Annotated in this window: 21 protein-coding genes; 5 read left to right on the forward strand and 16 right to left on the reverse strand. The window is 68.2% G+C overall.

What is annotated here, in order from left to right; translation table 11 throughout:
* Positions 1-156: 156 nt before the first annotated feature.
* Positions 157-1,311 carry a Gfo/Idh/MocA family protein gene (locus GO999_RS19420; RefSeq protein ID WP_019719731.1) on the forward strand — a complete coding sequence of 385 codons (1,155 nt, stop codon included), beginning with the start codon at positions 157-159 and terminating at the stop codon, positions 1,309-1,311.
* A gap of 52 nt (positions 1,312-1,363) precedes the next feature.
* Here the strand turns inward: GO999_RS19420 and GO999_RS19425 are convergent, their stop codons facing one another.
* From GO999_RS19425 to GO999_RS19500, 16 genes are all read right to left on the reverse strand, one after another.
* On the reverse strand, positions 1,364-1,660 hold the full coding sequence (locus GO999_RS19425; protein WP_211907129.1) for a hypothetical protein: 297 nt from the start codon (positions 1,658-1,660) through the stop codon (positions 1,364-1,366).
* Positions 1,661-1,922: 262 nt separating this feature from the next.
* Positions 1,923-2,708 carry a DUF2968 domain-containing protein gene (locus tag GO999_RS19430; RefSeq protein WP_087452639.1) on the reverse strand — a complete coding sequence of 262 codons (786 nt, stop codon included), beginning with the start codon at positions 2,706-2,708 and terminating at the stop codon, positions 1,923-1,925.
* A gap of 101 nt (positions 2,709-2,809) precedes the next feature.
* Positions 2,810-4,213 (reverse strand): sigma-54-dependent Fis family transcriptional regulator, encoded by a 1,404-nt coding sequence (locus GO999_RS19435; protein ID WP_011004368.1) that lies wholly within the window; start codon positions 4,211-4,213, stop codon positions 2,810-2,812.
* Between the two features lie 15 nt (positions 4,214-4,228).
* Positions 4,229-5,890, reverse strand: a complete 1,662-nt coding sequence (locus GO999_RS19440) for a TadG family pilus assembly protein (protein WP_211907130.1) — start codon at positions 5,888-5,890, stop codon at positions 4,229-4,231.
* Positions 5,891-5,936: 46 nt separating this feature from the next.
* On the reverse strand, positions 5,937-6,266 hold the full coding sequence (locus GO999_RS19445) for a DUF3613 domain-containing protein (RefSeq protein ID WP_211907131.1): 330 nt from the start codon (positions 6,264-6,266) through the stop codon (positions 5,937-5,939).
* Positions 6,263-7,174 (reverse strand): tetratricopeptide repeat protein, encoded by a 912-nt coding sequence (locus tag GO999_RS19450; RefSeq protein ID WP_249215122.1) that lies wholly within the window; start codon positions 7,172-7,174, stop codon positions 6,263-6,265. The genes GO999_RS19445 and GO999_RS19450 overlap by 4 nt, the downstream gene beginning before the upstream one ends.
* 2 nt (positions 7,175-7,176) lie before the next feature.
* On the reverse strand, positions 7,177-8,157 hold the full coding sequence (locus GO999_RS19455; RefSeq protein ID WP_019719726.1) for a type II secretion system F family protein: 981 nt from the start codon (positions 8,155-8,157) through the stop codon (positions 7,177-7,179).
* A gap of 16 nt (positions 8,158-8,173) precedes the next feature.
* Positions 8,174-9,100 (reverse strand): type II secretion system F family protein, encoded by a 927-nt coding sequence (locus tag GO999_RS19460; RefSeq protein WP_020829926.1) that lies wholly within the window; start codon positions 9,098-9,100, stop codon positions 8,174-8,176.
* Positions 9,093-10,445: a TadA family conjugal transfer-associated ATPase gene (locus GO999_RS19465; RefSeq protein ID WP_019719724.1), complete on the reverse strand. Its 1,353-nt coding sequence runs from the start codon at positions 10,443-10,445 to the stop codon at positions 9,093-9,095. Before GO999_RS19465 ends, GO999_RS19460 begins: the two co-directional genes overlap by 8 nt.
* Entirely contained in the window at positions 10,442-11,761 is a 1,320-nt protein-coding gene (locus tag GO999_RS19470; RefSeq protein WP_211907132.1) for a CpaE/TadZ family protein, read from the reverse strand. The genes GO999_RS19465 and GO999_RS19470 overlap by 4 nt, the downstream gene beginning before the upstream one ends.
* A gap of 18 nt (positions 11,762-11,779) precedes the next feature.
* Positions 11,780-13,144: a type II and III secretion system protein family protein gene (locus GO999_RS19475; RefSeq protein ID WP_021155626.1), complete on the reverse strand. Its 1,365-nt coding sequence runs from the start codon at positions 13,142-13,144 to the stop codon at positions 11,780-11,782.
* Complete coding sequence (gene cpaB / locus GO999_RS19480) at positions 13,137-14,072, reverse strand: Flp pilus assembly protein CpaB (protein ID WP_211907133.1); 936 nt, start codon at positions 14,070-14,072, stop codon at positions 13,137-13,139. Before cpaB ends, GO999_RS19475 begins: the two co-directional genes overlap by 8 nt.
* A gap of 51 nt (positions 14,073-14,123) precedes the next feature.
* A complete protein-coding gene (locus GO999_RS19485) occupies positions 14,124-14,615 on the reverse strand; it encodes a TadE/TadG family type IV pilus assembly protein (protein ID WP_011004379.1) in 492 nt (163 codons plus the stop codon).
* A gap of 77 nt (positions 14,616-14,692) precedes the next feature.
* Entirely contained in the window at positions 14,693-15,157 is a 465-nt protein-coding gene (locus GO999_RS19490; RefSeq protein WP_019719720.1) for an A24 family peptidase, read from the reverse strand.
* 96 nt (positions 15,158-15,253) lie between these two features.
* Positions 15,254-15,430: a Flp family type IVb pilin gene (locus tag GO999_RS19495; RefSeq protein WP_011004381.1), complete on the reverse strand. Its 177-nt coding sequence runs from the start codon at positions 15,428-15,430 to the stop codon at positions 15,254-15,256.
* 575 nt (positions 15,431-16,005) lie between these two features.
* Positions 16,006-17,067, reverse strand: coding sequence for a collagen-like triple helix repeat-containing protein (locus GO999_RS19500; RefSeq protein ID WP_197369188.1), 1,062 nt, complete (start codon positions 17,065-17,067; stop codon positions 16,006-16,008).
* 474 nt (positions 17,068-17,541) lie between these two features.
* Here GO999_RS19500 and GO999_RS19505 point away from each other — a divergent pair, with 474 nt between their 5' ends.
* The 4 genes from GO999_RS19505 (at position 17,542) to GO999_RS19520 (ending at position 24,633) form a co-directional block, all read left to right on the forward strand.
* Positions 17,542-18,921, forward strand: a complete 1,380-nt coding sequence (locus GO999_RS19505) for a collagen-like triple helix repeat-containing protein (RefSeq protein WP_028854444.1) — start codon at positions 17,542-17,544, stop codon at positions 18,919-18,921.
* Positions 18,922-19,218: 297 nt separating this feature from the next.
* Positions 19,219-20,892, forward strand: coding sequence for a ShlB/FhaC/HecB family hemolysin secretion/activation protein (locus tag GO999_RS19510; RefSeq protein WP_087452632.1), 1,674 nt, complete (start codon positions 19,219-19,221; stop codon positions 20,890-20,892).
* A 271-nt stretch (positions 20,893-21,163) separates the two neighbouring features.
* Positions 21,164-22,306 carry a helix-turn-helix transcriptional regulator gene (locus GO999_RS19515; RefSeq protein ID WP_011004385.1) on the forward strand — a complete coding sequence of 381 codons (1,143 nt, stop codon included), beginning with the start codon at positions 21,164-21,166 and terminating at the stop codon, positions 22,304-22,306.
* A gap of 239 nt (positions 22,307-22,545) precedes the next feature.
* Complete coding sequence (locus GO999_RS19520; RefSeq protein WP_211907134.1) at positions 22,546-24,633, forward strand: putative bifunctional diguanylate cyclase/phosphodiesterase; 2,088 nt, start codon at positions 22,546-22,548, stop codon at positions 24,631-24,633.
* The last annotated feature ends 349 nt before the right edge of the window (positions 24,634-24,982 follow it).

Below are 24,982 nucleotides of genomic sequence, written 5' to 3' on the forward strand. Positions count from 1 at the left end.
ACCGCGCCGAGCGCGCCTGAGCCGTTGCCCCGGCACGAAGTGATGCCAGCGGGGTGCCGGGCACCGCCTTTGCTACCTCCCTACTACCACGGCGCGCAGCGACGGGCCGGCCACCTCCGGCCGGCGTTCGCACGCGCGGATTGCAAAGGAATTGTCATGTCTACCGCGTCACACGAAGCCGAGCTCACGCCGCAAGCGACACCGGGGCCCACCGCGCAGCACCCGGTCCGCTACGCCGTCGTCGGTGCCGGCTGGATCTCGCAGGCCGCTGTCCTGCCGGGCGTCGCGCACAGCGGCAACGCCGTCGTCACCGCACTGGTGACCGGCGATGCGGCCAAGGCCGGCGCGCTGGCGCAGCGCTACCGCATCGGCCACGTCTGCGGCTATGCCGACTACGAGCGCCTGCTCGCCTCCGGCGACATTGACGCGATCTATCTGGCGCTGCCCGCCGACATGCATCGGCAATACGCACTGCCCGCGCTGCAGCGCGGCATCCACGTATTGCTGGAGAAGCCCATGGCGACCAGCGAAGCGGATTGCGAAGCGATGATCGCCGCGGCCCGCCAAGGGCATGCCAAGCTGATGATCGCCTACCGGCTGCACTTCGAGCCCGCCACGCTGGCGGCGATCGAACTGGTGCGCGCCGGCGGGCTGGGGCCCGTGCGGGCATTCTCGGCCGTCTTCAGCCAGCCCGTGGCGCCGTCCAGCCACCGGGCGCACCACGGCTACTGGGCAGGGCCCGTGGCGGACATGGGACCTTACCCGATCAACACGGTACGCCACCTGTTCGACGCGGAGCCCGTGGAAGTGTCGGCCGTGGGCGTGCGCGATCCGGCCTCGCCGTTCCACTTCGATGACACCGTCGGCGTGACGCTGCGCTTTGCCGACCACCGGCTCGCGCAGTTCACCGTCAGCTACAGCAGCGCCGGCGTGGACCAGTACCGCGTGATCGGCACCCGGGGCGATCTCGAAGTGTCGCCCGGCTTCACCTTTGGCGCTGCGCTGCGGCACCGGCTGACCCTGGACGGCCGCATGCGCGAGCAGCCGTTCGAGGCCACCGACCAGGTCGGCGGCGCGCTGCAGTACTTCTCGGATTGCATCCTGAACGACCTGGAGCCGGAACCCGGCGGCGAGGAAGGCCTGGCTGACGTGCGCATCCTGGCCGCCATCGAGCGCGCGCTGGAATCCGGCCAGCCGCAAAACCTGGGGCCGTTCCAGCGTCGGGGGCGGATCGAAGCCTCGCAGGTCAGGATGCTGCCGGCCGTCGCCGCGCCGGATCTGATCCAGGCGGCCGAACTGGGCGAAGGCTAGGGAAAGCCGGCGCGCGCCCGGCACACGATGCCGGCAGGCGCGCGCGGCGAGGTCACAGCTTGTGGTACAGGGTGTCCCGCATGCGCACGCGCGTGGAGACGTCGGAGCCGCCGCCGGCATTGCCAACGCTACCGCCATCGGTCTCCATGGCGTTGTCGCAGCGCAGCTCGGTCGCCTCGCCGCGGTCGGTCAGCGCGCACACGCGGTGGCGCCAGCGGTCCCAGACAAACACATCGCTGCCGGCTTCGCCGGACAGCAGGGGCTCGAACCGGTACATCCACAAATACCCGGCGCCCACCAGCGCAAACACCAGGATTGCGGTCCAGGACGCTTTGATTCGGCGTCGCATTGTCATTTCTCCTCGCGGGGCCGCCGCGCCGGACGCATCAGAGCGTGCGTCTCCTGGCCATGAGCTCGGTGCTCCGAGGGGGGCATCGTAACATGGGGCCTGCCCGCGCTGCCCCGGCAATCTTGGCGGTGCAGCGATGCAACACCGCCGGTTGCAGGCCTGCCGCCGGCCGCGCCCGGGCGGTCCCCCAGCCGTCCCTCAATGCACATCGGGCGACCCGCAGGCCGCCCGATCGTGTCGCGTGTCGCCAGGAGGGGCCCGCTCAATGAGCGCGGGTGCCGCCGAACGGAGCGTTGACCTGCGCCTCCAGCGAGCGGATCTGGCGCTGCAGCTCGTCCAGGCGGGCGCGGGCGGCACGCCGGTCGGTGTCGAGCGTGTCGGCCTCGGTGCGGGCCACCTTCTGGCGTGCCTGCACCTGGGCCTGCTGCTGGCGCTGGAGGTCGAGATCGGCGCGCAGGCCACGCAGGCGGCCTTCCTGCTCGGCGATCTGGCGCTCGGCGCGCTCCTTCTGGGCCTCCAGGCGGATGCGCTGCAGGTCCAGGTCGGACAGCGAGCGCGTCTGGCGGGAGAAATCGGCGTAGATCCGCTCGGCGTGCGCTTCGTTGGTGGTCTTGATGACGCGCCACAGATCTTTCTGCTGGAACAGCGTCACGTAATACGTCAGATCGCGCTGGGCGAACAGCAGGCTGGCGCCGTATGCGCCGTTGTAGGTCGTGCGCAGCTCGGCCAGCTCGCGCGCCTGCATGCGGCGCTGCAGCTCCAGCACGGCGCTGTTGGCGGCCGGGGTGTCGGCGCGGGCGGCGCTGTCGGAGGCGGAAGGCGCGGCGGCGGCCGGGGCGGAACCGGTCTGCCCGACCGTGGCCGTCAGCGCCGGAACCGGCGCGGCCGGCGCCACCGCGTCGATCGCCGTGGGCGGCGCGGCCGGGCTCTGCGCCACGGCCGATGTGCAGGCCGTGCCGCCTGCCACTGCGGCCGCCGCGGCCGCGATGGCCAGTCCCCTCTTGAACACCCGGTGTACTGCCATCCCGCGCTGTGTTGTTGTTCTCATGTCGCCCCTGTGGTTCTGCTCGATGCAACCGAAAACTATACGCGATCCGGGCCCGCCGTGGCACTTCCGGCCCCCTGCATGGCGTGGGGTGTTGTTCCGTGTCACTCCAGCTCGCGCAGTTCGGCCTCACCGTCGGCGATCTGGTACTTGCGCATCTTCTCCCACAGCACCTTGCGGCTGATGCCCAGCGTGGCCGCGGTGTCCTGGCGGCGCCAGTTGTTGGCGTCCAGCGCGGCAAGGATGCGGCGGCGCTCCTCGCCGTTGTCGACGCCGCGCTCGCCGTTGCCATGACCGTTGCCATGACCGTTGCCGGCCTCGCGGTCGAAGGCATCCCGCTGCAGGCCGGCGAACAGCGGCAGGATGCGCGCCTCGTCCCAGCGGCCAAACTGGCGCAGCGTGATGCCGATGCGCTCGGCCAGGTTGCGCAGCTCGCGCACATTGCCCGTGAAATACGCCCGGCCGACCGACGCCCGCACCCATTCCGGCACCGGCGGCAGGCTGTCGAAGCCCTTGTCGCCCAGCAGATGGCGCAGGAACGACAGCAGCAGGGCCACCTTGTCTTCGGCGCCGCGCTGCTCCAGGCTGGGAATCCGCAGCTCGATCACCGCCAGCCGGAAATACAGGTCGGCGCGGAACTTGCCCGTCGCCACCATCTCGCGCAGGTGCTTGTTGGTGGCCGCCACCAGCCGGAAATCCAGCTTCACCGGCACCGTCGAGCCCAGCCGCGTGCACTCGCTGTCTTCCAGCACGCGCAGCAGCTTCACCTGCTGATACAACGGCAGATCGCCCAGCTCGTCGAGAAACAGCGTGCCGCCGTTGGCCTGCTCGAAGTAGCCCCGGTGCGCATACATGGCGCCGGTGAACGCCCCCTTGGCATGGCCGAAGAACTGCGATTCGAACAGGCCGTCGGGAATCGCCCCGCAGTTGACGGCCACGAACGGACCGCGTCCGTAGACGGTGTTCCGGTCGTGCAGCAGGCGCGCGATGCGCTCCTTGCCGGCGCCAGTCTCGCCGTAGAGCATGACGTTGCTGGCGCAGTCGGCGAAGGTATCGACATGCTCGAGCAGCGACTGCATCGCCGGCGACGCGGCCACCAGGTCGCTCTGGTCCGGCGCCTTGCTCTGCGCCGGCGCCAGCGCGGGCAGCAGCTTGCCGATCTGCGCGCGCAGCTCGGTCGCGCCGAAGTCCGGCCCCAGCACGTGGGTGTACTCCGGCGGGAAGCGCGACGGATCGTGCTGCGCGTCCGCCGCCACCCAGATCACGGGCATGCCCTGCGCCGCCTGCCAGTCGAGCACGGTGAAGCCACCGCTTTCCACCACCGACGCGCTGATCACGGCGATGCTCGGCTTGCTGCGCGGCTCCGACGGCTGGAAGTCGATGCCCCCGGCACGGATCACCTCCGCCCCGAACGGCGCCATGAAGCGCGTGACGCGATCCGCGATGTCCTGGCGGCCTTCCCAGACGAAGATTTCAAGCGTCTCGTATGCCCAGCGATCGGTTTTCATATCGTCGCGCCCCTGTCAGAACACCAGTTCGACTGCATCGCAGTTCACCGAAAGCACTTTGATGTCGGCGTAGCCGAGCTGCACGCCGAGCAGTTCCAGCACCGGGGTCAGCGAACTGTCCAGAATCGAGCCGACCGTCGACAGCTCGGCTGAAACTGCGGAAATGGGCACGGCAAGCAAAAGCGCATTGAGCACCGTCACTTTCAGATTGCTATTGCTCGACAAGAGTGAGCTGAAGAAACCGCCGGTCGCCGTCACGCGCTGGGTCTGCCCCACCGCGATCTGCAGGCCGCGGTAGGGCGTGTCGCTGCCGAAGGACACGCTCGACGAGGCCGGCGGATTGCTGTAGATCGACACCACGGGAATCCCCAGCGCGCTCAACAACGGCGCAGCGCTTGCCGACCCGCAGTTCAAGGTGCCGGACGCGACCGAGTCCGCCCCGGCCGCAATGCACGACGAGACCGGCGAGATCGTCCCCGCGATATCCGCCGACAGGTTCACCCGGGGCACCGGACAATAGGCATCGACAGCGTGCGCGCTGGCGCCTGCCACGACGACACCGATCGGCACGTTGATCGTCGCCAGGCCCAGCACGCTCGCGCTGACGTTGAGGCCCAGCCGCACCTGGCCGGCCGAGGCCTGCGTCATCCAGTTGCCCGACGTATCCTTGCCGGGCGGCCCGATGGCGATGACCGGCGGCTGGATCACCTTGAGATTCAGGGTCGTCCCCAGCAGGCCGGGCAGCGTCAGGCCGGTGGAGATCGCCACCGCGTTCTTGTTGTTGGCGATCTGCGCGGCCGTCGTCACCAGGTCCAGCACGTTGAGCTGCGCATTCAGCACAGACTGGTCGTTGCCCGCCTGCGCCAGGAACTGCAGGACACCGGGGGTGCCGGTGCTGTTGCCGACGTTGATCAGCGTATTGCGCAGCAGCGCCCCGAGCACGAGCGTGTTCGGCGCCACCACGGTGCCGACCGACACGCCGGTGAGCCCGTTCTGCCCGCCCGCCGACACCACCGCGCTGACGAGTTGGCTGAGCGAGACCTGCGCAGCGATCAACTGCTGCACGGTGCCCACGTTCAGCGCGGCCATCAGGTCGGACACGCGGATCGTCGTGTTCGCCAGCCCCTGGTAGGACACTAGGTCCAGGTTGAGCGCGCTGTTGCCGTTGCCCAGCAGCGCACCCAGCACCGAGTTGAGCAGCCCGGTATTGGTCGAGGCCAGCCCCGACCCGAGCGAGAACGACACGATCGCGGTGTTCTTGGCGATGGCCGTGGCGGTCAGGGTACGCTGGCCGACCGAGAAGAAATACGGCACGTTCTGCGTCAGCGTGACCTGCGCCGCGTTGACGGTGCCGATGCAGCCGGTGCTGCCGCTGGCGCAGAAATAGGAGGGCGCCGCCGCCGTGTTCGTCGCGTTCCAGACGCCCGGCACCACGGTGGGCGTGACGCTCAGGCCGTTCTGCGTCACGCTCTGCTGGGCGACCTGGGTCGGGATGTCCAGCCGCTGCGCCGCCGCCATCGCCGCCATGTCCGCCGCGCGCTGCAGTGCGCGCTGCGTGAAGAACACGTTGCCGATATCGACGCTCACCAGCAGCGTCAGGCCGAGGGTCGCGACGAAGACCGTGGTGAGGAGGCTGACCACGCCCCGCGCTGTCCGGCGCAGGCGGTCTGTCGGCATGGAGGGCGCAGTGGAACGTGTCACGATGGTCGCGTGCGGGAGCGGGCTAGCGCGACGACGTGCCGGCGGGCGCGGTGGGCGCGGCGCCGCGCTGGCCTGCGCTCCCCTGCGACAGGCCGGGCATCGGCCGGCTGAAGCTATCGAGATAGCGCTGGTAGGCCAGCGCCGCCTGTTCGCCGCGCAGCGGCACGGCGTCGCCGGCATAAACGCCGTCGCGCTGGGCGGACATCAGCGCACGCGTCGAATCGTTGACGCGGGGGCTGGCCTGCCGCGCCGCCTGCGTGGCGTCCGCCGCGCCGGAAAACCCCTGCGCGCCGGCCAGCCCGCTCCACGCCAGCGAGGCGGCGCACAGCAGGTACACGATCTTGGATGTCATTGGGCTGCCTCCAGGTTGTCGAGCAGGCGTCCGCGCTGGAAAGCCAGCGGCGCCGAAGACCGCGGCGCAGCGGCCGCCGGCATCACCGCCGGGTTGGCCACCACCGCGCGCTGCACCGGCTGCGGTGCCGTGTCGCGGGCCACGCGCCGGTCGCGCCAGGCGCTGCGCACGCGGGCGGCATCCTCGTCGATGGCCTTGCGCGCGGCCTCGCTCAGGCGTGCGTGCGCCGTCAGCGCGGCCGCGGCCTCCTTGCGGTCGTTGACGTCCAGCCAGATCGCCAGGTTGCCGGCGATCTTCGGGTTGGCCGCGTCCAGCTGCGCGGCCTGCATCAGCGGCACGCGCGCCTGCTCGACCTCACCGGCACGCATGAGCGCGTAGCCGAGGTCGCTCTCGGTGCTGGCATCGGTCGGGTTGCCCCGGGCGGCCAGTTGCAGGCGGCGCACCGCTTCCGCGAACCGGCCCTGGCGGCCGGCCGTGATGCCCAGCCCGCGCCACGCATTGGCGTTGAGCAGCGCACCCTGCGTGCCCGCGCCCAGGGCCGAGGTGGCCTCGACCACCGCGCGGTAATCCGCTTCGGCCGCCGCCGGCTGGTCGGTCTCGCGCAGCGCGTCGGCCCGCAGCAGCAGCACGTCCGGCGTCCGGCCGAAGCGCTGCACGTAGGCGTCGATATGCGCCAGCGACGCGTAGTACATGCCCTGCTCCTGCATGCGGCGGATCAGCGACAGATAGGTACCGGGGCTGGTGAGCTCGGCCTTCTCGTCAGCCTGGCGCTGGCGCGCCACCTCGATGTCCGCATCGGTGCGGCGGCTCATCTCGGAACCCGACAGCGAGCCGCAGCCCGCCAGCAGCGCGGCCAGGGCCAGCATGCCGGCCGCGCCGACGCGCATCGCAAATGGAAACTTCCGCACGTTCAACGTCCTCCGCTAGGCTGGGAATGGTGAAGACTGCGCGTCACGCTCATGAAGCCGGGCCCGGCCGTGATGATGAGCAGCGCCGGCAGCAGCGTCAGCACCATCACGACGGTCATCTTGACGGTCAGTTTGCCCACGCGCTCCTTGAGCCGGGAGCGGCGGTTCTCCTGCAGGCGCAAGCCGAACTGGCGCAGCGGCTCCTGCACGGCGCCGCCGAACCGGTCGACCTGGGTCAGCAGCGTGATCAACCCCTTCAGATCTTCGTTGTCGAACAGCCGGGCGATGCGCAGCAAGGTCTGCTCGCGGGACCGGCCCGACGCGAACTGCTGGTTGGCCCGGCCGAACTCGTCGGCCAGCACGGGCAGCATGCCGTGGAACTCGTTGGCGATGACCTGCAGGCTCTGGTCGATCGACAACCCCACGCCCTGCAACAGCCGCAGCATGTCGACCATCACCGGCAGCTCGTCGTCAAGGCGGCGCCGGCGGCTTTCCTTGCGCCGTGCCAGCAGCCATTTGGGCGCCAGGTAGCCGAGCGCGAACCCGGCGAACCCCCACAGCAGCGCTTCCCGGAACGACGCCGCATACAGCGCGCCCACCACGCAGAGGAACGGCGGCAGCAGGATACGCGTGCCGCCGAAGACCGTCCGTGCCTGCTCGCCGTAGTAGCCGCACTCCTCCAGCAGCTTGCGGTCTTCCTCGGTGACGATGCGGTGCCCGAGGCCCGTGTCGATCCACCGCTGGCCCACCTTCGCGACCTGCTGCTGAAGCTGCTGCGCCTGCGGCCGCGGCTTGGGCGCCGACACCGGCACGCCCGCCGGCGCCACGGCCTGCGTGCCGGCCGCCCGCACGTCGGACAGCGCCGTATCGAGCTTGCGCACGCTGCGATGGCGCATCAGCACGGCATGCACCGCAATGCCGCCGAACACCAGCAGCCCCGCCATCGCGGCCGTCAGGCTCAGGGTCAGGAGCGAGTCGTCCATCGCGCTCTCCGGTCTCCTACACGGCCTTGGCCAGCCGGGCAAGCATCAGCGACCCCATCACTTCCAGCCCGAACGCCGCCATCATCAGCATCTTCCCGGACGGATCGCGCCACATCGACATGACGTATGCCGCGTTGAACATGATGATGATGCCGCCCACCACCACTGGCAGCAGGCCGAGAATCCACGCCGACATGCGCGTCTCGGCGGACAGGGCCAGCAGTTCCTTCTGGGCCTGTTGGCGGTCTCGCATGAACGCCGCCGTGCGCTCCATCACGATGTCGGCCCGCCCGCCGTAGCGCAGCGCCAGGCGCAGCACCGACGACAGCAGGATCAGCTCGTTGACGCGATACAGCTGCCCCACGGCCAGCACCGCGGCGTCGAGGTCTTTGCCGGCGCGCTGCAGTTGCGTGACCGACGTCAGGCAGGTGCGCAGGGGCGGCTCGGTATTGGCGCTGGCCGCCTGGAAGGCCGCCGGCACGGCACTGCCGATGCTCATCAGCCGGACCACGCCGTCGAGAAAGCCGGGCAGTTGCTGCATCAGACGCTCGTTCATGCGGCGGGTGCGGTTCCAGAACAGGAACGCGGCCACCAGCACATACAGCGCAACCGCCATCGCGGCCGATAGCAGGCTCGACACCACCCAGGCCAGCAGCGCAATCGCCACGAGGGGGCCGAACAGCAGGATGTACAAGCGCCGGCCCGGCTCGAGATCGGCGCGCCGCAGCGCGTCGTGCCAGGCCCGGTGCAGACTGTCCGGCGCGCCGGCGGGCACGCTCTCCGTGTTGGCCTGGTAGCGTGCGTTGATCTGCTCGGTCTGCGCGCGCACGAAATTGCGCGACGCCTCCCGCTCGCGCCGGCGCACGGCCTCCGCCCACAGCATCAGCGCGGCGCCCACCAGCAGCAGCGCCAGGCAGCCGGCCCAGAGCGCGCCCTCAGACATGGAAGCGTCCTCCGCCGCCGAAGCCGGCACCCAGGCCGCCGCCATCCGCCGCCGTGTTGCGCATGCGCGCCAGCTTGGGCGAATGCGGCTGCAGGCCGAGCGACGTCCAGCGGTCCAGCTCTTCGCCGTCGGGGCCGATATAGGGTTCGTAGCGGTACAGCTCCTGCGTGGAGACGATGTTGTCGCCCAGCCCGGTGATCTCCGTCACCGACAGGATGCGCCGCTTGCCGTTGGACAGCCGCCCGATCTGGACGATGAAGTCGATGGCATTGGTGATCTGCCGCCGCAGACTCACCTCGCTGCCCTGGAAGCCGGCAAAGCCCGCCAGCATCTCCAGCCGGTACAGGCACTCGCGCGGGCTGCTGGAGTGGATCGTGCCCATCGACCCGTCGTGGCCGGTGCTCATGGCCTGCAGCATCTCCAGCACCTCGCCGCCGCGCACTTCACCCACGATGATGCGGTCGGGCCGCATCCGCAGGCTGTTGCGCAGCAGCTCGCGGATGGTGACCACGCCCGTGCCCTCGAAGCCGCCGGGCCGGCTTTCCAGCCGCACCACGTGCGGGTGGTTGAGCGAAAGCTCCGCCGTGTCTTCGATGGTGATGACCCGCTCGGTGGTCGGGATGTGATACGCCAGCGCATTGAGCAGCGAGGTCTTGCCCGAGCTGGTCCCGCCGCTGACGAGGATGTTGCAGCGCGCCCGCACCGCCGCGCGCAGCAGCTCCCCGATCTCTTCGTTCATGGTGCCCAGGCCGAGCAGGTCTTCGGGCTTGAGCGGATCCTTGCGGAACTTGCGGATCGACACCACCGGCCCTTCCAGCGCCAGCGGCGGAATCACCACGTTGATGCGGCCGCCGTCCGGCAGGCGGGCATCGACCATCGGGTTCGACTCGTCCAGCCGGCGCCCGATCGGCGCGAGGATGCGGCGCACGATGCGCAGCAGGTGGTTGTTGTCGGCAAAGCGCACCGGAATGCGCTCCAGCACGCCATGCCGCGACACATACACGTCCAGGTGGCCGTTGACCAGGATGTCTTCCACCGCCGGGTCAGCCAGCAGGTCTTCGATCGGTCCGAAGCCGGCCAGCTCCTTGGTCAGCGCCTCGGCGATCTCCCGCACCTCGGTCTCGTTGACGGGAATGCGGCGCATGCGGGTGAAGCCCTCGACCTCCAGGTCCACGAAGCGCTGGATGGCGCTGCGCGACCACCGGCCGAACTCGGCGCCAAGCTCCTCGATGCGGGTCAGCAGGTGCTCGTGCGCGGCTTCCTTGATGTCCTGGAAGGCCTGCGAGACGGCAAACGCGCCGTTGCCCGCGTCGGTCTGGTTGGAGAACTCGATGGGTTGTGTCATGTCGCGTTCCGCTCCGTGGTGCGCAGATCCAGTTCAGCCGGCTCCGTCGGTTTGCGCCTGAAACGCTCGCCCAGCCGCGCGCGCATGCCCGCCATCCAGCCCGCCACGCCGGGCGCGCGCTCGCCGGGCTGGGTGTAGCCCAGCGTCTGCACGATGCCGGCGATCGCCCGAACGTAGGGATCGATCGGGTGGGTCTCCGCCAGCATCGCGCCCTGGTTGGAGGCCACGACCAGCGCCCGGCGTCGGCTCGGCACCGTCAGCACCGAGGGAATCTCCAGCCGCGCCCCGATCTGCTCGGCATCGAGCGACAGGCGCGCATCGAACTTGGAGAGAATCAGGTGCAGGCGCTCGCGATCGATCTCGCGCTTCTTCAGTTCCTGCATCAGCTCGGCGGCGGAGACGATGGCGCCCACGCTCTGCTCCGTCACCAGCATCACGTCGTCGGCCGACTTGACCAGCTGCGCGATGAAGTCGATGTTGTTGAAGCCGCCCAGGTCGACCACCTGCAAATCGAAGAAGGTGCGCAGGCGGTTGAGCAGCCCCAGCGCCTCGGAGAACGAGATGTCGCGCATCTCCGCCAGCGAGACCGGCAGCGGCAGCACGGCCAGCCCGTTCGGGTGGCGCGACAGCGCGGTCTGCACGAACACCTGATCGAAGCGGCGCAGGTTGCGCACCGCCTCCACGAAATGGAAATTGGCCGGAACGTTCAGGTACAGCGCACCGTCGCGCAACGGCTGGCCAAGGTCGAGCAGCATCACGTCGCCGCCAGAGGTGCGCCGCACCAGCGTCGCCAGGTTGGACGCCAGCGTGGTGGTGCCCACACCGGGCCGGGCCCCCAGGATGGCCAGCACGCGGCCCCGGCGCGTCGGCTCGGCGGAGGCGCGCTCGGCCAGCAGCCTGCGCACCACGCGCACCGCCTCGGCAGGCGCGCCATCGACGTCGATGAAATCCTTCACACCCGCCCGCAGCGCCGCCAGCATCGCCCGGCCGTCCGACGCCGAGCCGACCGCCACCAGCGGCAGGCCCGGGAACAGCCGCGTCAACTGGGCAACCAGCTGCGTCGCCTCGCCGATGGCATCCGTGCCTTCGCCCAGCTTCTGGTCATGCTCGGGTACGTCGATCCGGGCGGGCGACGACGCAAAGCGCACGAACACCACCTCCGGATGCACCGCGCCGATCTGCTCGAGGAAGGCATCGTGCCCGCTGGTCTCGGCCACCAGCATGCCCAGCTCGCGGATCGCTCCGGCCAGCCAGCGGTGCACGCCGCCCGATTGCCTGTCGGCATTGCCGCCGCCATGCAGGAGAAAGTAGTCCATGTCTGCCCCGCCCCGGTCTTACCGCGAGAAACCCGGCATGGCCGCCGAGTCCGTCACGCCAAGGACGAACGGCTGCCACACCGGCAGTCCCGCCTTGTCCCGGTCCTGCCCCCCGGTCTGGCCCGGCAGCATCTTGTCGATCGGCGCGTTGCGCGCCATCGGCCGCACCAGACGCGGCGTCACGATGATGACGAGCTCGCGCTCCTCCTGGTTGTAGTTCAGCCGCTTGAAGAACGTGCCGATGATCGGCACGTCGCCGAGGAACGGCACCTTGTCGACGTTCGACAGCGTGGTCCGGCTGACCAGCCCGCCGATGACGAAGCTCTCGCCATCGCCGAGCTCGACCGTGGTGTCGGCGCGGCGCGTGACGATGGCCGGCACGGTGGCGCCGTTGAGCGTGACGCCCCGGCTGAAATCGAGATCGCTGGCCTCCGGCGCCACCTTCAGCGCGATGCGGTTCTCCGACAGGATGGTCGGCGAGACCGTCAGCCCGATGCCGAACGGCTTGTACTCGATGGTGGTGGTGCCCAGCGCCTGCGGCACCGGGATCGGGATCTCGCCGCCGGCCAGGAAGTTGGCGCTCTGGCCGGACAGCGCCACCAGGCTGGGTTCGGCCAGCACGCGCGCCAGGCCGTTCGATTCGATCAGGCTCAGGTCGGCGAAGATGCCCTTGCTGAACGATGAGATCAGCAGGTTGAACGCGGTGCCGATCGGCGTGGTGGATTGCGTCGTCAGGCTGCTGGGGGTCACCGTGTATTGCGTCAGCGACGACGGCGAGAAGCTGCCGAAGGTGAAGCCGCCGCGCGTGCGCGTGAAGATGAAGCCGGCCTCCTTGAGCACCGTCTTGCTGAACTCCACCACGCGCACATCCACCTGCACCGTGCCCGGCACGGCCATGGTGGTGTTGTCGATCACGCTGCCGCCCTTCGGCGGCTCCGCGCCGCCCGCGACCGCCGCCGACTTGCGGGCCCGCGCCAGCGAGTAGACATCCTTGACCTGGCCGGTCAGCACGGCCGTGCTGCCCTGCACCGCCAGGTCGGGACTGCCGGCACCGCGCGGCTCGGCATCCACCTGTACGTTGTAGGTGAGGGCCGTGCCGCCCTGCGTCCAGACCATGATGTTGGCCGCGCCGGGCTTCTTGGCAATGATCAGCAGACTGCCGGCCGCACCGTGCCCCTTGAGCAGCAGCGCATCGGCCACCTCCGGATTGCCGATGGCGATGCGCTCCAGCGGCTTGCCGAGGCGGATCTCGCGCTGGCTGCCGCTCAGCAGATGCAGCGCCTGGTCGGCCGGCATGCCCTGCGCATGCGCCGCCGGCGCCAGGGCGGCACAGCCCAGCGCGAGCGCGCCCATCCAACCGCGAACGACGGCGGCTTCAGTCATGTTGCTCCTCTCGTTTGCCCGCACGGATGATCTCGACACCGGTCGCCGCCGCCGCGCTGCGCACGACCGTCTGCGCGGCCGCCACGGCAGGCAGCGCCGCGGACGATGGGGCCGCCGTGCGGCGCGTCCCGCCCGTCACGCTGACGAGCGACACGCCCGCCTGCGCCGCATCGAGCGGATTGCGGTTGGCCACCGCGAGCGCCTGCGCATCCTGCGGCCGCACGGTCGGCTCGGCCTCGTCGGACGGATTGCGCAGCGCCATCAGCAGCCGGCCCGATTGCTGCGCGATCGCCAGTTGGCTCACGGATTCCACCGGCACCGCCAGCACCGCCGTCTTGGCCTGGTCGACCCTGCGCGTCGCCGCCGTGCCGGCATCGGCCGGCTTCTGCTCCCCCTCGTTGACCGCCAGCGGACCGAATGCCAGCACGCGCAGATGCGGCAGCAGCAGGTGCGCCTTGCTGTCGTCGATCTCCTGGCCGTCCTTGCGCAGCACCAGGAATACATCGACGTAGTCGCCCGGCATCACGCGGTTGCCCACGCCGACCACCTCATCGACGGTGATCGCCACCGCGCGCTGCCCGAGCGCGACCTGCAGCGCCAGCCCCGACGACAGCTGCGAACCGATCAGCGGCACACCGATGCCGATCGGCACGATCGGCTCGCGGCCCACCACCTTGTTCACCTCGGAGAAGGCATCGGCCGGATTGATCGGCAACGATTCGACGCCGACCTGGTCCGCCGTGATGGGCTTGCCCGCCTCCAGCGGCTTGACGGTCACCACCACCGGGTACAGCGTCTTGCCGTTCTCGTTCTGCTGCGCCGCGGCGGGCACCGGCTGGCGATGCGCGTTCTTCCACGCCACCACGCCGAGCACGACGGCGAGCAGCAGCAACGCGGCGGCGATGATCTGGAGATGTTTGCTGGTCATCTGGGCGACCCGTAGGGCAGTCGTGAAAGAGGTGTCAGCCGGCCACGCGCATCACGATCCGGAGACCAGTTGCACGACGGCCGAGCCCGTCAGCGTGGACGGAACCGGCAAGAGCGGAATGGCGGGCAGCAGCGGATTGTTGCCGGTGGTCAGCGGCATGGTCAGGACCACGCTCAGGCATTGCATCCCGGCCACGTTCTGGCAAGCGACCAGGGGCGTGCTGCCCTGGTTGGTCTGGACCCGCCCGTTGAGAACGGTCGGCAGCACGGAAGAGACCGCGGTATACGCCGCGGCCACGCGCTGGGCATTGGTGGACTGGTACCGGAGCGCCGCGCGCGCGCCTTCTTCCGCGGCCAGCGTCAGCGCCTGCTGCATGGCGAAGATCACGCCGTAATAGACGATGCCGAGCATCAACAGCAGCAGCACCGGCACCACCACGGCAAACTCGACCGCGGCCACGCCCCGGCAGCCACGCCGCGCTGCCGCGCGCAATCCCACCCGCCCCCGATGTGCACTGACCCATTCCCGTTGCAATGTCGGCATGGCCGACTCCTTTTCTAGGCGTGCTGGTCCGCTCGAGCGGCTCTCGTTCAAGACGGTCTGTGGTCTGTGCTGTGCGCCTACATGCCCGGCAGCCACGGCACCCGCATCACGTCGGGCAGCCACGGCAGGCTCAGCAGCCCGATTGCCATGTAGGCGGCGTACGGAATGCCGCGCCGGCCGGCCTGTCCGGCGTCCCAGCGCGCCAGCGCCGGGCAGACACGCATCAGCATCCAGCCGGCCGGCGCTGAAGCATCGGCCCTGCGCAGCAGCAGGATCGCCAGCGCATGCACCCCGGCGAGCACGCTGGAGACCAGCCATATCGCCACCAGGCCATGCCAGCCGGCCAGCAACCCAGCAACCGCGAAGAACTTGACGTCACCCGCCCCCATCCAGCCCAGTGCGTAGAGCGGCAGGAAACCCGCAAGCGCAATCGCGCCGCCCAGCCACACGTCGCGCCAGTCGTAGGCGAGCGCCACCACCGACCCGAACTTGACGAGCACGATGGACAGCACCAGCCCGACGGCGACGAGCCAATTCGGCACGCGCCGTGACCGGAGATCCGACGTAATGACGAGAACCGCGAGAACGACTACGCTTGCCCAGCCTGCGATGTCCGCGTGGCTATACAAGGCGGCTGGCTAGCAGGCGCTGCCCTTGATCGCGGTGCAGACGTTCCCGAACGCAGTCTTGATTTCAGTGCCCAGAGTGGTCACGGTGCCCGCGATCACCGCGGCAATCAGGCCGGCGAGCAGGCCATACTCGATGGCCGTTGCGCCTTGCTCGTCGCGAAGGAACTGAAGAATGGCGTGTTTCATGCTGTCTCTCCTGTGCGTGCACTCGCCCTGCGGATGTTGTTGGTCATGACCGGCCTATGACGCTCCATCGTGGCCGGTTCAGTTATGGAATCGCAAAAACCGAGGAGGGGTGGATTCGACCGCTGGCAGCCGGACTGACCGGCAACCCGTTTCCGTGACATCGAAAACCGAAACCGATATTCGCAATCGTTTTCGCCTCTTATGAAAAAAATCACGAATGGCCTGCGACCACCCCACCGTTACTACATTGACTACAAGTTGTTACCGGCATGTCACGCGTGTCACGTAACGTACCGTAACGGTTTTATAGGCGTGCCGCAGCGCAAACGGAATAACTCAAACAAGGTACTTGCGTTGAATTAGAGTGAATTCTCAATTCAAACCAAATAAGGGCGAGTCAACACATTGAAAAACAATGTAAATCCCGCACGAAAACCGCCTCCACCAGATTATGTGCGAGGGTTTTCCATTATTCCCTGAACACAAAAACGCTCCCCTCTCCGCCTGGCTGAAAAAAGGATGCGCGGACGACGGGAACACGCCCGCGCACCTTCAAGAGCACAGACAGGTACTGCTCAGTGCGCCAGGCTGCTCACGCCGCCCAGCAGATTGGTGATGGGCGACAGGGGATTGCCGGAACTGCCGGTCCCGCTCACCACGCCCGTGACCGGCGCCAACGCCGTGCTCCCGCCCGAGACACCGCCCAGCAGGCCGGTGACGGGCGCCAGCGGATTGCTGCTGCCCGAAACGCCGCCGACGCCACCCAGCAGGCCGCCAAGCGGATTGCTGCCGGAGCTGCCGCTGCCCGCCGTTCCCACACCGCCCAGCGCCGCCACGGTCGTGCCGGCCGCCGTCACCACCGGCCCGACACTGGACACCACCGGCACGCCGGTATTCGTGATGGTGGCGCCCGCGCCGGCAATCCCGTTGCCGACCGTGCCGAGCAAGGCGCTGAACGGACCGCCCAGGCCGGTTGCATCGCCGGTCATCTGGGTGCCGCCGGTGACTTGCGTGGTCACCGGCACAACGGCGGAACTGGCCTGCTGCGTGGCCTGCTGGGCCGCCCCGGACGACAGCGCACCGCCCAGCAGCGTTCCGCCGCCGATCACCGCCTGCCCCACCTGCGAAACCGCCCCACCGACCGGCGTGGTGACCGGCGCCAGCGGCGTGCCGGACCCCTGCCCCAGCCCCTGCACGGCCGAGCCGGCATTGACCGTGGCCTGTCCGAGCTGGGTGACGACATTGCCGCTGCTGGCCGCCGTGGTGCCGATCGGATTCGCGTTCTGGCCCGTCCGGCCCAGGCCGGCGCTGACGCCGTCTCCCAGCGCGCTGATCGCGCCGCCCGTGCTGGTGATCGTCCCGGCCAGCCCCGTCTTGGTCTGGTCGGATACGCCCGGAATATTCGCGTTCTGCACGGTCGTGCCGAGGCCGCTGACCGCATTGCCCGTGGCCGTCACAACGTTGCCCGTGCCGCCAGCGACCTTGCCGACCGGCGTCACGCCGCTCTGATCGCTCGGGTTGAGCGGAGCGCTGCTCCCGGAACCCGAACCGCCCGATGAACAGGCCGCCAGCGCGGCGGCGGCAGCGATGGCGCACGCCAGCGGCGCGACGCGGATGGATGACTGAACCCGTTGCATGACCTGTCTCCTCATATTTGTGTGTTTCTGGAATCCGTACTGCGTGCCGGATTCTGCAATTGCTATGCCAGAGGAATCAGGTCGGATTTTCGATTTTTCACAATTGGCGCCGCTGCAAGATTTGATGTTTGCGAGCGGCATTCCCCCTAGCAGGCGAGGCGCGCGTTACGGCCGAAAATCCGCGCTTCGGACGTTACGGCGTAACGTGACACGGAACATTCGCTGTTACGGGTTATCCCTTACGCAAACGATATAACACCCCCGACTCATAATGAAACCTCGTACCTAAAACACATTAATTTCACGATAAAAAATCATGCGATCGACCAAAAAACAGGGAAACAACATAACCGATTACGCATCGCGCAAAAATCAGAACATGGCATAGCGCTTGCAGATATCCGCTCACCCAAAACGACATTGGGACCATTTTCCAGCTGGCAACAGCGGATTTTTTTGCAACGGGAGAAGATCATGAAGACCATCAAGCGCCTGACGATGATTTCCACCGCAGTGGCCGGCCTGCTGATCCTGGGCGGCTGCGCCAGCTCGGGCTCCGGCGATACGAGCGGCACGCTTGGCAGCTCGGGTTCCTCCGGCAATGGTGCAAGCGGGAGCGCGGGCGGGGGAAGCTCCGGCTCCGATGGCACCAGCGCCGGCACCAGCGGAACGAACGGCAGCGGCACGACGCCCACCCTGACGACCGCCGGTACGGTCCTCAACAACTCCGGCGGCGTGGTCACGACCGCGGGGTCGACCCTCTCCGGCATCGGCACCAGCCTCAAGAATGCCAACCTGCCCCTCGTGCCCAGCAGCGCGCAGAGCGGCCTGGGCGGCGTGGTGGAAAACCTCGGCGCGACGGTCTCGGCATTGGGCGCGGGCGTGCAGGACGGCCTGGGCAGCATCGGCAGCAATCCCAACCCGATCGGCACCACCGTCGCCAGCACCGGCAACGTGGTGACCGGTGTCGGCAACACGGTGACCAGCGCCGGCACGCTCGTGGGCGGCCTGGGCACAGGCCAGTTGTCGCCGATCGCGCCCCTCACCACGCCGCTGGCTGGTGCCCTCACCCAGGTCGGCCAGGCCGTCGCCGGCGCCGGCACGACACTGGGGACGACCCTGTCGACCGGGCCGGTGGAACAGCTCACGCAGCAATTGAGCACGGCCATCGTGCCGCTCACCTCGCAGATCATTGGCGGCACCCAGACCGTCGGCGCCACCACCGGCACGGGCACGCCGGCCAACTCGCTGCTGGGCACGCTCGGCGGCGCCATCGCCAACGGCGGCAGCACGCTCACGAACGCCAACGTGCCCGTGGTCAGCAACGTGGGCGGGGTGGTTGGCGCGGTAGGCAACACGGTTGCCTCGCTGGGCGGAGTCGCTTACTCGCCGAGCGCATCGTCGGCCAATCCGCTCGCGCCCGTTACCGGCGCGCTTGGCGGCGGCAACCCGCTGGGCGCCGTGACGAGCGTGTTGGGCGGCCTGGGCGGCTCGACCGGGAGCGGCAGTCCGCTGGCGCCGGTCACCGGCGTGCTGAGCAGCATCGGCGGAGCAACGGGCGGCAGCAGTCCGCTCGCAGCGGTCACCAGCACACTGGGCAGTCTCGGCGGCGCGGCCGGCAGCGGCAGCCCCCTGGCGCCGGTCACCAGTGCGCTGGGCAGCGTCGGCGGGACAACGGGCGGCGGCACGCTCGCACCGGTCGCGTCCATCACCGCGCCCGTCGGCACCGTCGTCGCGACCGTGGGCAGCACCCTGACCTCGACGGGCGCCACGACCCCGCTGGCACCGGTGACCGGCTCGGCGGGTGGCCTGCTGGGGACAGTCGGCGGCATCCTGGGCGGCACGCACCGTTGAGCGAAGCCTGCCGGCTGCGCCGACACAGTGAACGCATCACCGTCCTGCTTGAAACGCATCGGAGCCGCTTCATGCGAGGCTCCGATGCACCTACGGTTGGCGGCCGCCGGAAGTCATCGGCATGCACCGCGTTGCGTTGCGCTGGGTGGACGCTCCTTTAACATTGTTGTGTTGTAAAGCACCATGTCTCGCGGTTATCGTTCCATCCGGCGCGGCGGCCGGCACCGGGTCGCCCCGCTCGCCGCTTGCCTCCCGGCACAGCCCGGCTGCCGAACGTATAGCGAGAAGGAGACAGGTTTGCGGACCACCACCATGCGGTTGGCCCTGGCCACAGGCGTCGCACTGGCCGGCCCCTTATCGAGCTGGGCACAAAGCAGCCCCGCACAGGGCAACCCGATCGACACGCTGCCGCGCGTCGACACCTCCCGCCCGCCCGAACAGAAGATTCACGTGCAGGTCCAGCGCCCCAACCCCGCGCTCGAAAACCTGCTGGCCACGCACCTCACACCGAGCAAGTTCCAGATCGAAGGCGTCAAGGCCCTGCCGTTTCCGGAGATTGCCGCCCACTTCGCGCCGATGGCCGGCCACGACGTCACGGTCGCGCAACTGCTGCAGGCCGCCAGCGAGGTCACCAAGCTGTATGCCGACCGCGGCTATCCGCTGTCGTTCGCCTTCGTGCCGGCGCAGACCTTCGAGGGCGGCGTGGTGCGCATCACCGTGGTCGAAGGCTATGTGGCGCGCATGCGCATCGAGGGCAAGCCCGGTCCGCTGGAAGAACGGCTGCGCGCCATCTCGAAGCACATGATGGATGAGCGCCCGCTGCGCCGCGAGACCTTCGAGCGCGTGACCGGCGTACTGGCATTGCAGCCCGGCGTGCAGATCACGGCGACCGTGCAGCCGCCCACCACGACCGACGGCGCCAGCGAACTGGTGCTCGATGTCAAGCGCCAGCCCTACACCATCGGCACCGGCATCGAGTATCGCTCGCCGGGCGTGCGCGCCGTCGTCACGGGCACCCTCAATGGTCTGACGCCGCTGGGCGAGCAGATCAGTGTCTCGACGCTGCAGCCGCGCGGCCGCGATGACGAGAAGTACTACTCCGCCACGTGGGCGCAGCCGATCGGCACCGATGGCCTGCTCGCCAAGCTCACGTGGTCGCACTATCGCGGCAGACCGGAAAACCTGCCGCTCGAGCAACTCGGCTACCAGTCGCGCTACCTCACCGATGCGCAACGCCTCGGCCTGTCGCTGAGCTATCCGCTGCTGTTGTCGAACACGCGCAGCCTCACCCTCACCGGCACCTTCTACGCCAACGAGGACATGCAGCGCTACAGCCCGCAGAACCTGGCCATCGCTCCCGTCGATATTGCCTCCAAGGTGCGCGTGGTCGGCGCCGAAGCGCTCTATACGGAAGTGCGTCCGGGTGAGACCCGAAGGGCATCGCTCGGAATCTATCAGGGCATCGATGGCGTGGGTGCGAGCAAATCGTTCAGCAACAATATCGACCTCGGCTTCCTGCGCACGCGCATCACCGCGAGCGAAGCGCATGACCTGCCGTTCGGCTTCGGCATGGCGATCTCGGGCGCGGCACAGTACAGTGGCGCCGTGCTGCCTTCCTCGGAGCAGATCAGTTTCGGCGGACGTTTCTTCGGTTTAGCGTATCCTGCCGGCGAAGTGGCGGGCGACCGCGGCTGGGGCATGTCGTTCGAAATCAACCGACTGTTCCAGGCCTCGATGACCTACCTCAAGACCGTGCAGCCCTACGTGCTGTTCGACACCGCGAAGGTGTACTCGAACTTCGCTACGATCATGCACGACCAACTGGGGTCCATCGCGCTGGGTATCCGCTTCTCCGACCGCAAGTACTACACGCTGGATCTGGCGCTGGCCCGCCCGGTGGGCGACAAGCCCATCAACGCCAACGCCCGCAGCCTGCGCTTCAATGCGGCGTATACGTATCAGTTTCCGTGACGGGCGACCGGCACGGATTTGAAATTTATGAATTTTTGATTTTCAGCGCTGAAAGTTGATCGCACACCCCTCTAAAGGGGGGGATACAGCACTGAGGGAATTTGGGAGCATCGACCGAGCAATGTTAAGTTTTGCCAAAGAATTGCCGATCACGACGGAAGTCGCGCAAGAAAAGACACAAAAGCATAGCGACAGCGGCACCACGCCGCACATAAGCGATGGAGCGGCTGCGCAACCGCAACCGTCGCAACAGTACGCACCGGGGGCCATCATGCTGCAACGTCTGTCGGATGACGCAGAGTTCCACCGACTCGTGGACACCATCTACGAATCGGTACTGGATCCAGCGCAAATGCCGATCGCGCTCGCCCTGCTGTCGGTCTACGCCGGCGCAGAAAGCGCGCACTACTTCGTCTGGGACAAGCACGCCGATGCGCCGCGCAACGGGGCGTCGTCCGGCTGGTGCCACAACTGCCCCCAGGCCGGCCACTGCCACGAATTCTGCCGGGATCCGCAACTGCTGCGCAGCGACGCCGCCAGCTGCTGTACCGATACCCCCGTCGACATGGGCGCCGACGGCACGCATCCGATCGCCGGCATGACCCTGATGGACACCCCGGACCTGTGCGTCACCATGCGCCTGCGCACGCGCGACGACACCTCCGAAGTGAGCGCACTGGAGCGCAAGCAGCGGCTGGAGCGCGTGCTGCCGCACCTGCAGCGCGCCGCACGCATGCAGCAGCGCAACCAGGAACTCAATGAACTGGCCGCGCTGGGCATGGCCGGACTCGATACGCTGGACTTCGGCGTAATGGTCATCGAGCGCGGCATGCGCGTGAAGTATGCGAATGCCTGGGTGCGCGCCATGGTCACCGAAGACGACCGCCTGTCGCTCGACGGCGGCATCCTCCGCTCCGCCGACCACAGCCACGATGCGGCCTTGCAGAAACTGATCGACCAGGCATCCGGCTCCATCGGCGTGCAGGGCGCGGCCGGCTCGTGGATGTACCTGGCGCGCGACGGGCGGCCCGTGCCGTTCATCGCCACCCCGCTGGCGCCTTCCGATGCCGTGCGTCCGGCCTGGAAATCGCCGCTGGCCCTGGTGCTGGTCGGCAACTCGGAAACCCGCTCGGTGATGGACGCGGGCGTGCTCGCCTCGCTGTTCGGGCTGACCAACAAGGAATGCATCGTCGCCGCACGGCTGGCGGCCGGCGAAACGCTGCAGGAAATCGCCGACCGCGAGTTCCTGTCGCTGCACACGGTGCGCGTGCACATCCGCGATATCCTGCGCAAGACGGGTACGCATCGTCAGTCGGAGCTGGTACGGCTGCTCCATCTGCTGCCCAGCGTCGATCTCGAGCGCGCCGGCGCCGCCACCCCGGCCTCGCGCAAGCGGCCCCGCCTCCACGCGTAGCCTCGCCATCCGCGTATACCCGCAGCAAGTTCAGCGCCGTTCCGCCGATTTCCAAAAGAGGCGCGCGGAACGAGCGCCGCGGAATGACATAGCGCAACAACGGCAGACAAACCGACGCACTTTGTGAGCGGCACGCAACAAATGCGTCTTTTCTTTGCCTGAAGTGACTGCCTTTTGCGCTATCCTCGCCGCAAAAATACAGTCAGGCGTGGAATCGGGGCCACGCCGAATGCGCTTGCATGCATAACAATTTCCATATTGCGCTACTGCTGTTTGCGTGGACCAGTGTCGGGCTGACCACGTTTGCGGCGTTGGATGCCGCGACACGCCTGCCAGGGGGGGCGTCCATTGCGAAACGCCGGGTCTGGCGTCTCGCCTGCGGCGTCATACTCGGCGCCGGGCTCTGGTCGGGGCTGTGGCTGGCTGAGGCGGGCCTGCACCGGCTACCGGCCGCATCGGCCACAGGACCGCTCACCGCGTCCCTGGCGGTGATGCTGGCCGCCTCGCTGATCGTCTTCGTCGCCGTCCTGCCCCGGGCATCGTTTGCGGCCGCCGCCCAGCCGCTCGGGCGCCGGCGCATTGCTCTGGCCGCGGCCGCGCTCGGCATGGGGCTCGTCGCGGCCGAACTGATGCTGACGCGCCCCTGGCTGTACGCGCCCCGATCGCTCCTGCAAACGGTGACCAGCTGCGGCGGCGGCACGCTGATCCTGCTGGCGGGCGCCAGCCTGGCGATCTGCATGGCGTTCTGGCCGCCTGCCAGCCAGCGTCGCGCGGCGGTCGGCGTACGGGCGCGCGCCGCAGGGGTGCTGGCCACCTCCGCCGTGCTGTCGTTGATCGTGTGGCCGTGCGCAGGCGCCCAGGGAGCCGATGACACGCTGCTGCACGCCATCCCCATCATTGTGCTGAGCGCTGGAGGCATACTGCTTGCGCTGGGCCTGCATGCGGCATTGATGATGTTCGAGGCGCGCATCGATTCCGCACAGGCGCACCTCGCGGCCTCGCTGGAGCGCGTGACGCGCCAATCGGCGACCCCCGAGCCCCACGACACCCTGACCGGCCTGCCGACCCGCCTGCAGCTGCAGCAGGCGCTCGACAGCGCAATCCTGTCGTCGTCACGGCGCGGGCGCCCCTTCGCCCTCTTCTATCTCGACCTGGACGGCCTGGGGCGGATCAACGAGCAGTACGGCCGGGCCACCGGCGACCGCGTGCTGGAGATCATCGCCGAACGGCTGCGCCAGACCATGCGTGACGAAGACACGGTTGCACGGCTGGGCAGCGACGAATTCGGCCTCCTCGTCGAGGGCCTGCCGCTACCGGAAGCCGCCGCCCCCATCGGTGACAAGCTGCTGTTCCGCCTGCGCGAAGCGGTCGAAGTCGACGGGCGCCGCCTGCGCGTGGCCGCCAGCATCGGCGTGGCGATCCATCCCTACAACGGTGCAACCGCCGACGCGCTGCTCGCACACGCCGACGCGGCCATGTTCGAATGCAAGCAGGCCGGCGGCAACGCCTACCGGTTCTATGAGCCTCGCCTGAACACCACCGCCCACCGGGTGCTGCAGATTCAGCGGGCGCTGTCGCACGCTGCGCTCAACGGGCAGCTCTTCCTGTATTACCAGCCCAAGTTCGATGCCCACACGCAATCCATGACGGGCGCCGAAGCGCTGCTGCGCTGGAATCACCCGGAGCTCGGCCCCGTCTCGCCGGCGGAATTCCTGCCCCTGGCCGAACGCACCGGCACGATCGTCGAACTGGGCGATTGGGTCATCGAAGAGGTGTGCCGGCAGATCATGCACTGGGACGCGGCCGGCATGGCGCCCCTGAAGATCGCCATCAACCTGTCGCCACGCCAGTTCCTGCAGCCCGACCTGGTGCAGCGGCTGTCGCAGATCCTGTATCGCTATCAGGTGGCGCCGGACCGACTGATGTTCGAGATCACGGAAACGGCCGCCATGCGCGATGCCGGGCAAAGCATTGCCGCGATCCGGCAGATCCAGTCGCTCGGTTTTGAAGTGGCCATCGACGATTTCGGCACCGGGTATTCCAGCCTCAGTTATCTGCAGCGTTTTCGCGCCCAGCAGATCAAGATCGACCGCGCCTTCATCGGCGCGCTCGATGACAGCCCGTCGGACGCCTACGCCATCATCCGCGCGATTTGCGCGATGGCCCATTCGCTCGATATGACGGTGGTGGCCGAAGGCGTGGAAACCGGCACGCAAATGCAGGCACTGGTGAATCTGCGCTGCGATCAGGTCCAGGGCTATCTGCTGGGCCGTCCGCTTCCCGCCCGGGATTTCCAAACACTGATCGACCACAGGCAGGTGGCTTGAAAGCCGTTACGAATGCAATTTTTCTTTGCATTTGAGGCTTTCTTTCATCCAGCTTTCAACTCCTTAAACGCAATTCCGCAGATGTCGGGATCGGTGATTGCCAAAGCAATGAAGTGGTCACATAAAAGCGCCATTTCGGTGCGCGCGTGCTGCCGCTTGCCGCAAAGCCAATGCCGGTGCGGCTAGTCGACTCATTCACATGTTCATGATGTCAAGCCCGAGCTAAATCGGCATGACACCGATTTGTAACAGCTAATGCACGACGAAACCCCCGTGTCGAACATGATTTCTTTACGAATATCGGAGCGGTTGAAACAAAGCCGTTATAATGGCTTGGGCGCACGGGGAG

It is taken from the genome of Ralstonia nicotianae, from assembly GCF_018243235.1.
In the GTDB taxonomy this organism is placed as follows: Bacteria; Pseudomonadota; Gammaproteobacteria; order Burkholderiales; family Burkholderiaceae; genus Ralstonia; species Ralstonia nicotianae.